General features: G+C 37.0%; 12 protein-coding genes. All 12 read right to left on the bottom strand.

Translation table 11 applies throughout. The features are described 5' to 3' along the window. Positions 1-162: 162 nt before the first annotated feature. The 12 genes from EKM60_RS04305 to EKM60_RS04250 all read right to left on the bottom strand — a co-directional run bounded on the left by EKM60_RS04305 (position 163) and on the right by EKM60_RS04250 (position 13,915). Positions 163-1,674, bottom strand: a complete 1,512-nt coding sequence (locus EKM60_RS04305; RefSeq protein WP_125712797.1) for a YfcC family protein — start codon at positions 1,672-1,674, stop codon at positions 163-165. A gap of 163 nt (positions 1,675-1,837) precedes the next feature. Further along, entirely contained in the window at positions 1,838-3,220 is a 1,383-nt protein-coding gene (locus EKM60_RS04300) for a DUF4097 family beta strand repeat-containing protein (RefSeq protein WP_125712795.1), read from the bottom strand. Position 3,221: 1 nt separating this feature from the next. Further along, a complete protein-coding gene (locus tag EKM60_RS04295) occupies positions 3,222-3,563 on the bottom strand; it encodes a PadR family transcriptional regulator (protein WP_125712794.1) in 342 nt (113 codons plus the stop codon). Between the two features lie 337 nt (positions 3,564-3,900). Next, a complete protein-coding gene (locus EKM60_RS04290) occupies positions 3,901-5,268 on the bottom strand; it encodes an NAD-dependent succinate-semialdehyde dehydrogenase (protein WP_125712793.1) in 1,368 nt (455 codons plus the stop codon). Positions 5,269-5,352: 84 nt separating this feature from the next. Continuing rightward, the gene (locus EKM60_RS04285) at positions 5,353-5,703 is read right to left on the bottom strand and encodes a metal-sulfur cluster assembly factor (RefSeq protein ID WP_125712792.1); all 351 of its coding nucleotides are present in this window, start codon (positions 5,701-5,703) and stop codon (positions 5,353-5,355) included. A gap of 28 nt (positions 5,704-5,731) precedes the next feature. Continuing rightward, complete coding sequence (gene ilvD / locus EKM60_RS04280) at positions 5,732-7,438, bottom strand: dihydroxy-acid dehydratase (RefSeq protein WP_125712791.1); 1,707 nt, start codon at positions 7,436-7,438, stop codon at positions 5,732-5,734. Positions 7,439-7,632: 194 nt separating this feature from the next. Further along, a complete protein-coding gene (locus EKM60_RS04275) occupies positions 7,633-8,649 on the bottom strand; it encodes a quinone-dependent dihydroorotate dehydrogenase (RefSeq protein ID WP_125712790.1) in 1,017 nt (338 codons plus the stop codon). Continuing rightward, positions 8,649-9,284 carry an orotate phosphoribosyltransferase gene (gene pyrE / locus EKM60_RS04270; RefSeq protein ID WP_125712789.1) on the bottom strand — a complete coding sequence of 212 codons (636 nt, stop codon included), beginning with the start codon at positions 9,282-9,284 and terminating at the stop codon, positions 8,649-8,651. The genes EKM60_RS04275 and pyrE overlap by 1 nt, the downstream gene beginning before the upstream one ends. Continuing rightward, positions 9,284-9,976 (bottom strand): orotidine-5'-phosphate decarboxylase, encoded by a 693-nt coding sequence (gene pyrF / locus EKM60_RS04265; protein WP_125712788.1) that lies wholly within the window; start codon positions 9,974-9,976, stop codon positions 9,284-9,286. Before pyrF ends, pyrE begins: the two co-directional genes overlap by 1 nt. A 9-nt stretch (positions 9,977-9,985) precedes the next feature. After that, positions 9,986-11,254: a dihydroorotase gene (locus tag EKM60_RS04260; protein WP_125712786.1), complete on the bottom strand. Its 1,269-nt coding sequence runs from the start codon at positions 11,252-11,254 to the stop codon at positions 9,986-9,988. After that, the gene (locus EKM60_RS04255) at positions 11,211-12,152 is read right to left on the bottom strand and encodes an aspartate carbamoyltransferase catalytic subunit (RefSeq protein ID WP_125712784.1); all 942 of its coding nucleotides are present in this window, start codon (positions 12,150-12,152) and stop codon (positions 11,211-11,213) included. Before EKM60_RS04255 ends, EKM60_RS04260 begins: the two co-directional genes overlap by 44 nt. A 338-nt stretch (positions 12,153-12,490) precedes the next feature. Beyond that, on the bottom strand, positions 12,491-13,915 hold the full coding sequence (locus EKM60_RS04250; protein WP_125712782.1) for a Na+/H+ antiporter NhaC family protein: 1,425 nt from the start codon (positions 13,913-13,915) through the stop codon (positions 12,491-12,493). Position 13,916 lies beyond the last annotated feature (1 nt).

Below are 13,916 nucleotides of genomic sequence, written 5' to 3'. Positions count from 1 at the left end.
ACCAAACTTTCAAGGAAACTAAGTCCTTTCCTTTCTTATATAATTTGATATATCAATATTCTTATTAACTCTAAACTAACCAATTTCCTGATATAAAACAAATTATTAGCACTTTTCTGAAAAAAAACACCGTAACCTAGAATTTGGGTTACGATGTTGTCATTATTGGAAATTAAAAATTGTACAAAATGCTAAAAACGCACAAGTGAAGACTATGAAGACTAACAATAGCTTCCAAATATATTTAAACCAAGTAACGATACTTACATGACCCAAGGCTAGTGACCCCATAACAATCGCTGAAGTTGGCGTAACGAGGTTAACTAAACCTGAAGCAATCTGATAAGCAGTAACGACAGTTGATCCCGGCACACCAGAGAATCTACCGATAGGTCCGATAATACCCATTGTCGAAACGGCCAACCCTGAACTTGATGGAATCAAGAATGACATAGGGATATAGAAAATATATGTCAAAATAATGAAAACTGATGATGATAATCCATGCAGTCCAACTTCACCAGCATGAAGAATAGTTGCTGAAATATAACCATTGTTCATAATAACTTGAATACCACGGGCAATGGCAACGATCATAGCAACTTCAACGAAATCTCTAACACCATCCATGAAAGCTTCAACAAAGTCAGCTTCCTTCATCCGATAAATAGCTTTGATAACTAAAGATGCAAAGAAAATCAAAGTAGTGATCTCAACAAAGCTCCATGTACCAAATGGCACCATATCACGCCCAACAAAGGCTCCGATAAATGGCATACTGTTAAGCCACTTCAAGAAATCTACGAAAAATGTCCACTTAGGATTTAAGGTAGCCCAAGGAACTAACCCAATGATCATGACTACAAAGGTCATAATGAAAGCAAATAGGACCCATTTTTGTCTCTTAGTTAATTCTGTTACTTCAACATCACTAGCTGCAACGAACTCTTTAAGATCTTTTTCATGACGTTCATATACTAACGATTGATCTGGATGATCCTTTACTTTAGCCGCATAACGCATGACATAAATAATTCCGATGATCAAAGATAATACTAAGAACACCACTCTAGGCAAAATCCCTTGGCCTAGTGAAATGTGGATCGTATCTGAAGCTACACCAGTTGCAAAGGGGTTGACTGTTGAACCCATACAACCGATCTGTGAACCGATCAAAGTTATCGAAATAGCCGTGATCGTATCGTAACCAACACTTAACATAATTGGAATAACGATCGGAACAAAGGCAATAGTTTCTTCACCCATTCCAAAAACGGTTCCACCTAAAGCAAATAAAGTCATTAAGAATGGAATCAAATATTTTTCTCTGCCTTTATATTTCTTAGCAGCTGAACCGATCCCGTCAGCAAAAGTATTTGTTTTATTAACAACTCCCAAAACACCACCAATGACCAAGATATATAGTGATACTGGAATTGCTCCATCTGTTGTTTTTGTACCTATCATTCCGTTTATGGGAGCTTCAAAAATATCCCATAGTCCCTGAGGACTGCTACTTCGGCTTCGGAAAGTCCCGGCAATTACGTTGCCCGCCTTAGTAGTAGCATATTCTCCGGCTGGAATGATCCAGGTTAAAATTGCTACAAGAATTATTAGGATAAACAATATGGTAAATGCCGAAGGCATATGCCATTTACTTTTTGTTTCCTGCATAAAATATCTCCCCTTATCTTGTAGAATGATACTAAGGATACGTTTATTTCTTACAAATTACAATATAAAATTAGATTTTTTTTAATTAATTTTAAGTTTACGTATATTTATCTAATGTTTTAGAGTCAAAAAAGCGTCCGACAATTTTATATCGGACGTTTTTTTAATACAATTTTACAGTTCCTGATAGTGCCTTACCTTTTATAACATATCGTGGATCATCTCCGACATGACCGTCTTTGAAGCTAAAAGTATCATGATCCATAATAGCATTTTCAGGACTCTTTACAGTCCCACTTTTTGATTGTAGATCAAAATAATAGTTAACTGGCAACATTGTTAATCTAACGGCCCCACTATTAGATTCGGCACTAATATCACCTGTTAATTCTTTAATACTTACTGAAACTGTTCCAGAATGACTGATCACAGAACCACTACCACTCAAACTTTCACCCCGAATAGATCCTGAATGTGCTTTAATTTCAAATTCACGTCCAAGCACATTATTTATCTTGATCGAACCACTATGAGCCAATAATTGTAAATTATCATCGGCTTTAATATTTTCCATCTTTACTCTTCCAGATTGAGCTTTTATTGAAAGATTATCCACCGAAACATTATTGAAGTATCCGTTGCCACTATTAATGGTAGCTTTGATTGTGCCTAGTCCTGAAATACCGTTTAGATACAGTTGACCGGCAGAATTTGAAATACGCATGTCCCCTGAAAAGTTACTTGGAATCAGAATTTGGGTTCTAACCTTCAAGCGTAAAAATTTGGGGAATCTTCCTTGCTTGATCCGTAAAGTATCTGATCCAAATGAAGTTCTAGCAAAATAATCTGGATTATCACGTGACATATATTCTCTTAAAATAATTTTATTACCTTCAGTTGGTAGTACACGAACGGTTGCGAAACTATATGAAATATCCAAACGTTCAACACCATCAACGGTAAATTCTTGCTCATTAACTAGATTCAAAGTTTCAACGTAAACTTCCGTATCAACATTAGTATCGAACTGCTCATCAAACTTTGAAAAAGTATCGCGTACTTTACTTGCGTTCTGTTCAAAATTGATGCCTCGACCATCAATAATCATATTTCCGAGCTTAACACCATTTTCATCGGCTCTGAAAACTCGTCCTTCACTGATAGAAACACCTGAACCATCAGCCTTGAATGACTTACCTTTATTGATAAACATTCCACTTTTATCGATTTTTAATTTATCACCACCATCGACTGTGATCCCCGACTGAGTAATATCAATATGATGACCTTCGTGATTTTCAGATTTCTCTTTATGATCACTTTCATGCATAACATCTTCAATCAAATCTCTAATATCACCAAATTTATTGAAAGCATCTTCAACGGCATATTCTGGAGACATACCTTCTTTAAGATTGTCCTCGGCTGAAGCAATTAAATCTGATTTTAATTCTTCTGCTAATTCATGAATATCGGCCGTGTGAGGATAGTCCTCGAATATTTCCGATAATTGTTGTTTTACTAATGCTATTATTTTTTCATTCATATTAATTTATCCTCCCAAGGATCAAATCATCGATAACGTGCTTGGCAAAATTCCATTCTTTGACATTATTCTTTAAAGTTTCTGTGCCTTGATCAGTGATCTGATAATATTTGCGTCTGCCGCCTTGGCTCTCATCGCCCCAATAGCTGGCAATATCACCATTTTTTTCTAAACGCCTAAACACTGTATAGAGTGTGGCTTCGTTAAGTTCGTAAGATTCATGGCTCAACTGTTTGATCATCTTAGCTATCTCATAACCGTAACTGTCGCCTTGACTGAGAATGTTCAAAACGATTGTAGTTGTATGGCCGCGAATTATATCTTTCGAAATTATTGGTTTCATAGTGTGTCTTCCTTTCGATAGGTATAATGTATCATCAACTACTGTGTGTGTCAAAGTAATTTATTCAAAACAGTAGTTTTAGTAGCCTGGTTGCCGTCTCCAAGTATGAAAATATTCACCTATTGTACGGACCACTGAGTCTTGGCCTCCATCCTCAGTTTGAAGCCTTACCACAAACCGGTAAGGCTCCAAGTACGCCCGATGGTCTAATGGCTTTCTCCATAACGCCACTCCTTAATAATAAATACAGCTATATCAAGGATTAACCTTGACTAAGGGTAGAAAAAAAGAGTCGTATCACACTATACTTCTAAAGTGTGATACAACTCACCAATATCTATTTATATAAAATTGTCTTTTGGTTAGTGAATTCTTTAATACCTAAATCACTTAATTCACGACCGTAACCGGATCTCTTCACACCACCAAATGGTACTTCGGCATGAGATAGCATTGTCTGATTGATGGCTACCATTCCCGTTTCAATATGGCTGGCCAAATTTTGAGCACGTTCAACATCTTTGGAATAGATCGCACCACCTAGACCATAATTTGAATTATTGGCCAATTGAACGGCCTCGACATCATCCTTTACTTTATAGACTTGAGCGACGGGTCCAAATAATTCTTGATCATACATAGGATTATCTGGTGTAATTCCCGAAATGATCAATGGATTAAACATTGCTCCCGATCCTTCAATTGGGGTATTGTCACCCCAAAGAAGCTCAGCTCCTCCAGAAATTGCATCGTTGACTTGTCCTTGTAATTTTTGTTGAGCAGATTTGGATGACATTGGAGCCAAGGTTGTTTTCGCATCTAACGGATCTCCTAGAGTCCTCTTAGCAAATTTAGCGCTAATTCCATCAACAAAGTCGTCATACAAATTTTGATTGACGATAAATCGTTTTGCTGAAGTACATGCTTGACCAGCATTTCCTAATCTACCTAGCACTGCATCATTAACTGCTTTTTTGAGATCAGCATCATCAAGAACCATGAAGACATCGGTCCCACCTAGCTCCATCGTTGATTTCTTGAGATTTTTACCTGCTTCAGACGCAATTTGACTACCGGCTCTTTCTGATCCCGTCAAAGCGACTCCTTGAACTCTTGAATCGGCGATCATCTTATTGACTTGGCCATAGTCGGCAAAAATATTTTTGAAGGCTCCGATTGGAATACCTGCCTTTAAAATTGCTTCTTCAAAAGCCTGTGCCGCCTCAGGGACGATACTAGCATGTTTTAAAATTGTGGGATTACCAACAATATAATTAGGTGCAAAAACTCTCATAACTTGCATATACGGAAAATTCCATGGTTCAACTGCCATGATGGCACCAATAGAATCATATTCAACATAGGCATAATTATTTGGTATCTCATATGGCTGATCTTTTAACAAACTACCACCATTTTTAGCATAGTATTCTGCAAATTCGACTGTTCTGACTACTTCTTGTTTCGCTTCATTAAATAATTTGCCCATGTTAAGGGACAAGATCTTAGCATAATAATCGATATTAGCGTTCATCTCATCTGCTACTTTTTTTAGCATCTTTTCCCGTTCTAAAATAGGTTGATGCTTTGCTTCTAAATAGAATTCATGCGCATTTTTTAATGTCGTTTCAACCTCAGCATCAATTGCATTAGGAAATTCTCTGATCAACTCTCCATTAAATGGATTAATTGCTTTATAGGCCATAAAATACCTCCTCGAATAGTAACCGATTTCAACATACTTTTTTTAGCGATTTTTGTCAATTTATAAGATATTTTATATTGCCTATTAGTGGACACCTCTGGGACTAATACCCAAAGTGATCCTTCCCAAACGACTGATTCGACTCATCTGCCAAGCTGGACTCCAAACGACATCCACCGAAACATCGTTTATTTCTTCAATTTCAACTAAAGATTGTTTGATTGCAACGGGAACTTCACCGATACAAGCACAACCTACTTCGGAAAATGTAATAATGACATTACAATGACCCTCTTTAGTCAAATTGATTTCATAAATAAAGCCTAAATTATAAATATCCAATCCAATTTCAGGTTCAATTATCTTTTCAAATCGTTCAATCATTTGATCACTTACTGTGGCGGCACGATCATTTAACTTGATATCTTCCCGCATCTAATCATCACCCTTACTAAGAATATATTTATTTATCATCGCGATTCCAAAAGTCGGTTATAGCTCCTTTAGCTGAACTGGATACTAGATGAGCATATTTACCCAAAACACCTCTTGAATAAAGTGATGGAATGGTAGTTTCGGCTTTACGTTTTTCTAATTCTGCATCGGAAACTTTCATTGTTATCTCTCGTGTATCCTGATCGATCACAACTATATCTCCATCTTGCAGATATGCGATTGCCCCACCATCTTGGGCTTCTGGAGCTATATGTCCAACAACAAAACCATGTGAACCACCAGAAAAACGTCCATCTGTTAACAGGGCAACCGATTCATCTTGACCTTTACCTACTAAGATTCCAGACAATGACAGCATTTCTGGCATACCTGGTCCTCCTTTAGGACCGACATAGCGCACAACTAAAACATCCCCATCAACAACCTTATCTGCTAAAACAGCTTCAATAGCATCTTCTTCATTATTGAAAACTTTAGCTGGTCCAACATGACGTCTAGTCTTTAATCCTGAAACTTTAGCTACTGCCCCTTCAGTTGCAAGATTACCGTGAAGAATAATCAATGGTCCATCTTTTCGCTTAGGATGATCAAGCGGCATAATAACTTTCTGACCTGGTTTTAAATCTCCAACTTCGGCCAAGTTTTCTGCCACAGTTTTTCCCGTAACGGTTAAACAATCTCCATGCAGATAACCATTTTCATATAATAACTTCATAACTGCAGAAACACCGCCAGCATTGTATAGATCCTGGAAAACGTATTGACCACTTGGCTTTAGGTCAGCAATATGAGGAACTTTTTTCTGAATAGTATTAAAATCATCAATCGTTAATTCAACATTGGCTGCATGTGCCATGGCCAACAAATGTAATACTGAATTAGTCGAACCACCTAAAGCCATAACTACAGTGATTGCATTTTCAAAAGCATCACGGGTCATGATATCTTTAGGATAAATACCCTTTTCCAGTAATTTCAAAACAGCTTCACCAGCTTCTTCAACATCCTTTTTCTTAGCCTCAGTAGTAGCAGGATGTGACGCTGAACCGGGCAAACTCATCCCCATAGCTTCAATGGCAGATGCCATAGTATTAGCTGTATACATGCCACCACATCCACCAGGTCCGGGACAAGCATTACATTCAATTCTTTTAACTTCTTCTTTACTAACATCGCCATGATTCCACTGACCAACAGCCTCAAAAACTGAAACAAGGTCAATATCTTTACCATCCAGTTTACCTGGTGAAATAGTTCCGCCATAAACAAAAATGGCTGGGATCTCAGAATTAGCAATAGCAATCATACTTCCTGGCATATTCTTATCACAACCACCAACGGTAACTAAAGCATCACAGTTATGACCACGAACAGCGGCTTCAACTGAATCTGCAATAATATCTCTAGATGGTAAAGAATAACTCATACCGGGTGTCCCCATCGAAATACCATCAGAAACAGTAATCGTCCCAAATTGTACTGGCCAGCCTCCAGCCTTGATAACACCTTGTTTGGCTAAGTCACCTAAACCTCTCAGATGAATATTACAAGGGGTATTCTCAGCCCAAGTGCTAATGACACCCACAATCGGTTTTTCAAAATCCTCATCTTTCATACCAGTAGCTCGCATCAAAGCACGATTTGGCGATTTAACCATGCCATCATAGACATGACTTCTGATTCTAAGATCTTTTTTCGATCGTTCATCTGTCAAAATGAAACACTCCCTTCACGATTAAATTAAATTACATTAGATTAATATAATTATAATTTGATGATATTTTAACATATCAAATATCATTTAAAATAAGACTCAACAAATTTTTTAAAACTTAGTATATTCCCTTACTGCACTTCTAATAAAGGCTGTCTTAAATTAGAACAAAAAAAATACCGACAATGTCGGCATTAAATTTTTTCTAATAATTTCTGTTCTGAAAGGTAACGATTGATCTTTTCAATCAATTCTGGACCGTTATAGATAAATCCAGAATAAACCTCAACTAAGGTAGCCCCTGTATCGAGTGCTAATTTAGCATCTTCCGGTGTGAAAATTCCACCAGAATAAATTATTGGCATATCTGGAAACTCATTATGCAATGTCTTGGTCAAAAACATTGATTGAGCAAAAATCGGCTTACCGCTCAAGCCACCTTTTTCAACTTGATTATGTGAAATGAGATTATCACGTTTGACCGAACAATTAGATAGAATAATTCCATCTAGCAAACCATCTAATTCATGTAAGTTATAAATTAACTCATCTGTATCAATGTCATTGCTGAATTTTCCAAAAATAGGCTCATCGATCCCTAAAGCGGCGATCCCTTCAAGCAGCGGCTTCAAAATATCTAGTTGTTGAAGAACAGTCACACCAACTTGATTAGGACAGCTGAGATTCAATGCAATGTAATCAGCATATTCGTGGATTTCTTTAACATCATCGATCATTTCAGCGATCATCTGGTCACTCTCTAAATCATGACCTGGTGCAATACTGATCCCTAGTTTAATTTGAGCAGGATGATTTTTAAGTCGGCGTTTTGTTTCTTCAATTCCGACATTGTTCAATCCCATACGGTTGATGATTCCTTGATCTTCAGTCAATCTGAAAACACGCTTCTTAGGATTACCTTCTTGGGGATGTTTCGTTACACTGCCAATTTCAACAAACCCGGCACCCAAGCCACCTAAACTATTATAAAACTCAGCTTTTTTATCAAATCCAGCTGCAATACCGATTGGTGAATCAAACGTTAAATTTTTGATCTTAACTTGAAGATTTTCTCGTTTACGAGTATAGAATAATTTCTTTAAAATTTGGGGATGGTCATTAAAGATCTTCAAACCAGTTCCAACTAGTTTGTGGTCTACTTCGGGGTCGATCGCAAAAATTGCTGGACGAGCTAATTGATACCAATCCATTATTTGCACCATCCTTCTGGGTCTTGATACCATTTCTTTAGTAGTTCCATATCTTCTTCTTTAACGTAATCTTTATCATTAGCAACTTCGATCATCGTTGGGTAATTTGTCAGGGTAACTAGTTTAGTATGGGCATTTTCAAAGTTAGTCTTACTTTCTGGTAAATTATACGAAAAAATTGCGACCGTTCCAATAACTTCGGCTCCAGCTTCACGTACCGCTTTTACAGCCTTTAAGATACTGCCACCAGTGGAAATAAGGTCATCGATCAAAACTACTTTATCTCCAGCTTCACAGCGACCTTCGATTTGGCTATTTTTACCATGATCTTTAGGTTTTGAACGGACATAATTCAATGGTAGATTCAAAATATTAGCTACTCCGGATGCATGAGGAATGCCTGCTGTAGCAACTCCACCGATAACTTGTACGTCAGGGTAATTATCTTTGATCAATGCGGCTAAATCTTTAGCGATCTGCTGTCTAAAATCTGGATAGGCGATCGTCAAACGATTATCAGTATAAATTGGTGCCTTGATACCGCTAGCCCAGACAAAGGGTGTCTTAGCATTTAAAGTTATCGCTTTGATTTCTAGTAATTTACTGGCTGTTTGATATGCTACTGAATTTTCCATTATTTACTCCACTCCTGACAAATATTTTGATATGCAACAAAGCCATTATCAGCTTGTGTGATCGGTCTTCCGACTACAATTGCATCACTGCCGAGTTTTCTAGCTTCCCTAGGTGTTGCAACACGTTTTTGATCACCAACTTGAGCTGTCTTTGGTCTGATACCTGGTGTAACACAGAGAAAATTGTCATCAGTTATATCTTTGATCATTGGAACTTCTAAGGCTGATGAAATAACCCCGTCAGCTCCATTATCAAAGGCTAGTCTTGCTAAATGAGTTACATAGTCCTGTGACTTTTGAGGGATCATCAATTCTTCAGCTAATTCTTTTTGTCCTAAAGAAGTCAGTTGCGTAACAGCTAACAACTTCGTATCTGATCCTTCTAGTCCTTTTTTGGCAGCGGAAATCATTTCTGCACCACCACTTCCGTGAACGGTCAACATCTGTACATCCCACTTAGCAATCATTTCGCAAGTTCTTTTAACAGTATTAGGAATATCGTGTAATTTTAGATCCAAAAATATCTTGTATCCCCGATTACGTAAACTTCGTACAAAAGGATAACCGAATTGACAAAACATCTCTAATCCTATCTTCAAAAATAAATCAGTATCCTTAGGAAACTGACTTAAGAATTCAATACACTCAAAATCATCTGCAAAATCTAACGCTACAATAACTGGTTTTGACATTTTTTCCTCCTAAAATGAATAAACTTCTTGACCCTTGACGAAGGTCTTTTGAACTTGGCCATAAACTTCTTGACCTATAAACGGACTATTCTTCCCTTTAGAAATAAAATCCTCTTTTTTAATTTCAAAAGGCTTCTTTAAATCAATGATAGTTAAATCAGCATCTCCACCGACTTTTATTTCACCAGCAAGTAAATTAAATATCTGGGCTGGTTTATTAGTCATCAATTCCAATAATTGTTCTAAACTCATCAAACTTGTTTTGACAAAACGGCTATACATCAATGGAAATGATGTTTCTATTCCTGTAATGCCGAATGCACTCTTCAGAAATCCTTGATTCTTTTCATTTTCTGCATGTGGTGCATGATCTGTTGCAATCATATCGATTGTTCCATCTAAGAGACCGTCTATCAAAGCTCTGCGGTCAATTTCACTTCTTAACGGTGGGTTCATCTTATAGTTAGCATCATCTTCAAGTATATTCTGGTCACTAAGTAACAAGTGGTGCGGTGTTACCTCACAGGTGACATTGATACCAGCATCCTTGGCAATTCTGATCAGCTTAACTCCATCAGCTGTTGAAAGATGACAAACATGATAATGAACACCAGTTTCTTTTGCCAAAATCAAATCTCTAGCTAGTTGTGAAGTTTCGGCTACACGTTCGATTGCTGGTAGTCCGAGTTCTTCTGCTACAGGTCCAGCGTTAATGACCCCTTTATTGAAGAGATTCTGATCTTCAACGTGAGCCGCCAGATGACTGTTAACAGATTTGATCCGCGACATTGCATCAAACATTGTTTTTGCATTATTGATCCCATGACCATCATTTGAAAAGGCCATTGCCCCAAGTTTTGCTAAATCTTCAATTGGACTCAATCCATCTTCAGTTTCATTCATGGTTACCGGTGCATATTGTAAAGTCTTGATTACTGACTGTTTATTTAATTCCAACTGGTTTTTGAAATCATCGACATTGTCCGGTACTGGAATGACATTGGGCATTGCTCCAACAGTCGTAAAACCACCATGGGCGGCAGCTTTAGAACCAGTTAAAATGGTCTCTTTATGTACTTGACCAGGTTCTCTAAAATGCACATGAACATCGACTAATCCTGGTGCTACTAAATTATTATCAGCATCGATAACTTTATCAGCTGGTTCATTTATTTCATCAGCAATCTGGATGATTTTTTCATCCTCAATTAAAAGGTCACTCTTAATTAATTGTTTAGCGTAAAACAAATTCGCGTTCTTGATCAGGATCGTTGTCAAATTGTGTTCCTCCTAGTAAGGACTCGATCATTGCCATTCTCATATAGACGCCGTTTTCCATCTGTTTAAAAATATATGATTTCTCACATTCAACGACGTCGTCAGCAATTTCTACTCCTCGATTGATCGGTGCTGGGTGCATGATCATTGTGTCTGCCTTCATCATTTCTACTCGACGCATATCTATACCGAATTTTTTAAAATATGCTTCCTTAGAAAAGTTTTGATTCTCACTATCTGCCAAACGTTCATGTTGAACTCTTAACAACATAACGATATCCATTTCTTGGCAAAGTTCATCGACTTCCATATGTGGTCCGATAGCTTTGAATTCATCACTGTACCAGTCATTCAATCCACCAAAGTTAACCTCTGCTCCGAGGTTAGTCAGGGCCTGTGCATCAGAATGTGCCACACGTGAATGTTTCAGGTCACCGATAATTCCAACTTTCAATCCTTCAAAATATCCAAATCTTTCATAGATTGTCATTAGATCCAAAAGTGATTGTGAAGGATGTTGTCCAGTACCATCACCAGCATTGATCAAATGGATCTTCAAATTTTTACCTAGTAATTCTTCATAAAACTTATCTTGTTTATGACGGATAACAGCCAAATTTACACCCATGCTCTCGACTGTCTTAACTGTATCATATAATGATTCGCCTTTATTGACGGATGAGTGACGTGCGTCAAAATCAATTTGCTTCATGCCTAATTTGGCTTCGGCAACCTGAAAACTAGTATTAGTTCTCGTACTGTCTTCAAAAAATAAATTCATTGCAAATTTATCGCCGTTGTTAGACTTGATCCTTCCTGACTTGTAATCCATAGCTAAGTGGATCAGGTCAAAAATCTCTTCGTTTGATAATTGTGACATAGAAAGTATGTTTTTCATTGTTTTCCTCCAATAAAAAAAGACACCGACAGATGCGGTGTCCCAAAGGCAGAAAATGCCACTCAACCTTTGAGACCTCGCTGGATCTGATTAAAAGTTCTTTTTATTTTTTTTAGTAAACAAAAAACTTCCTACCCACAAGGAGAGGAAGTTTACGCGTGACGTGTTTAACCTTCCAAGCCTCACAGGACTTGTTTAAAAGTTTTCGTTGGAAATAATATAAATTAATTTACCAATAACGTCAAGTTTTTTCAGATTTTATATTCCAATTATTAAGACCCGAAGTTGACTATACCAAGCTGTATGACGATAAATAATATCTTTTTAATAATTGAATATTATTTAGCATCTAAAACAAGATTTTTAGGAGCAACTGTCTTTTTGGAATCAGTTGATTTTAAGTAACTCTTGCCAAAAACAAAAGCAAAAATAACTGTTAGAAGTGGATTTAACCATACGTAGAAAGCGAATGGAATGAAATGAACGGGACTAACTCCCAGAATTCCGGAAATAAAGATACCACTGACACCCCAAGGTACTAAGGCATTAATATCAGCACCACCACTAGCTAAAACACGTGATAAGTATTGTGGTTCGATACCTAGATCCTCAAAATTCTTACGGAATGTTGTTCCGGGAAGAATAATAGAAATGTATTGTTCACCAACTAAGAAGTTAACACCGATAGCACTGAGCATTGATGCAGCAATGACTTTTCCAGGTGTATTAACACGACTTCTAAGTTTGCTGATCAAATTATCAACGACACCAAGTTTTAACAAAACACCACCAAGTGTCAATGCAACTAAGATCAATGAAATACTGTCAAGCATGCTTGAAACACCACCACCACTGACAATTGCATTGATATGTTTATCTGATGATTTCAAAACGAAACCTTTCATAATAACATTACTGATGGTGCTAAATGATGTGTGATTAATGAAGACATCCATAATAATGGCTGTCAATGAACCACTCAAAAGTGTTGGGATAGCAGGCACTTGTAAGAAAGCACATGTGATCAAAACAACAATTGGTAACAACATAATTGGTGAAACGAAAAAGTTAGCTTGCAGTGCATTGATAATATGATGTACTGAACCCATATCTACTTGGGCACTAGTGTGTCCAACAAATAGGAAAATAATTCCTGTAACTACGGCCGAGATCAATGCTGTATGTGAAATAGTTCTGATATGTTTAAAGACATTATCAACACCGGCAATACCTGTTGAAAGATTGGTTGTTCCAGAAAGTGGTGACATATTATTTCCGAATAAAGAACCAGAAACAATTGAGCCTGCAGTTAGAACAGCGTCAATACCCATAACTTGACCAATACCCATGAAAACAATTCCTAATGTAGAAATAGTTGTAAATGAACTACCAACAATAACTCCAACTAAACAACAACTCACAAATACTGTAAATAAGAAGAAACTAGGATTTAGAATCTCAAGTCCATAAACCATGATTGTTGGAATAACTCCTGAAATCAACCAAGAAGCAACCAAAACACCGATCATAACGAAGATGATCATAGGGATAATACCAGGTTTAACACCATTGATAATTCCCTCTTGTAACTCATTCCAACTGAACCCACGAAACTTTCCATAAAACAGTAACAAAGTAAATGTTAATAAAATTGGAACTTGTGGAGTCATTTTAAATTTGATCATCATAGTTCCTAACATGCCAAACATCACTAACATGATAATGATACTTTCTACAAAGTTGAGTCTATTTTTCTTTTCCATT

This window comes from Companilactobacillus kedongensis (assembly GCF_003946625.1).
GTDB lineage: Bacteria > Bacillota > Bacilli > Lactobacillales > Lactobacillaceae > Companilactobacillus > Companilactobacillus kedongensis.
This window is presented reverse-complemented; position numbering and strand designations above follow the sequence as displayed.

Coding starts and splice junctions, on each gene's coding strand:
- pyrE (WP_125712789.1), bottom strand. CDS start 9,284: ATGGAAAATTCAGTAGCATATCAAACAGCCAGTAAATTACTAGAAATC.
- EKM60_RS04250 (WP_125712782.1), bottom strand. CDS start 13,915: ATGGAAAAGAAAAATAGACTCAACTTTGTAGAAAGTATCATTATCATG.
- EKM60_RS04285 (WP_125712792.1), bottom strand. CDS start 5,703: ATGCGGGAAGATATCAAGTTAAATGATCGTGCCGCCACAGTAAGTGAT.
- EKM60_RS04300 (WP_125712795.1), bottom strand. CDS start 3,220: ATGAATGAAAAAATAATAGCATTAGTAAAACAACAATTATCGGAAATA.
- EKM60_RS04275 (WP_125712790.1), bottom strand. CDS start 8,649: ATGGATTGGTATCAATTAGCTCGTCCAGCAATTTTTGCGATCGACCCC.
- pyrF (WP_125712788.1), bottom strand. CDS start 9,976: ATGTCAAAACCAGTTATTGTAGCGTTAGATTTTGCAGATGATTTTGAG.
- EKM60_RS04295 (WP_125712794.1), bottom strand. CDS start 3,563: ATGAAACCAATAATTTCGAAAGATATAATTCGCGGCCATACAACTACA.
- EKM60_RS04255 (WP_125712784.1), bottom strand. CDS start 12,152: ATGAAAAACATACTTTCTATGTCACAATTATCAAACGAAGAGATTTTT.
- EKM60_RS04290 (WP_125712793.1), bottom strand. CDS start 5,268: ATGGCCTATAAAGCAATTAATCCATTTAATGGAGAGTTGATCAGAGAA.
- EKM60_RS04305 (WP_125712797.1), bottom strand. CDS start 1,674: ATGCAGGAAACAAAAAGTAAATGGCATATGCCTTCGGCATTTACCATA.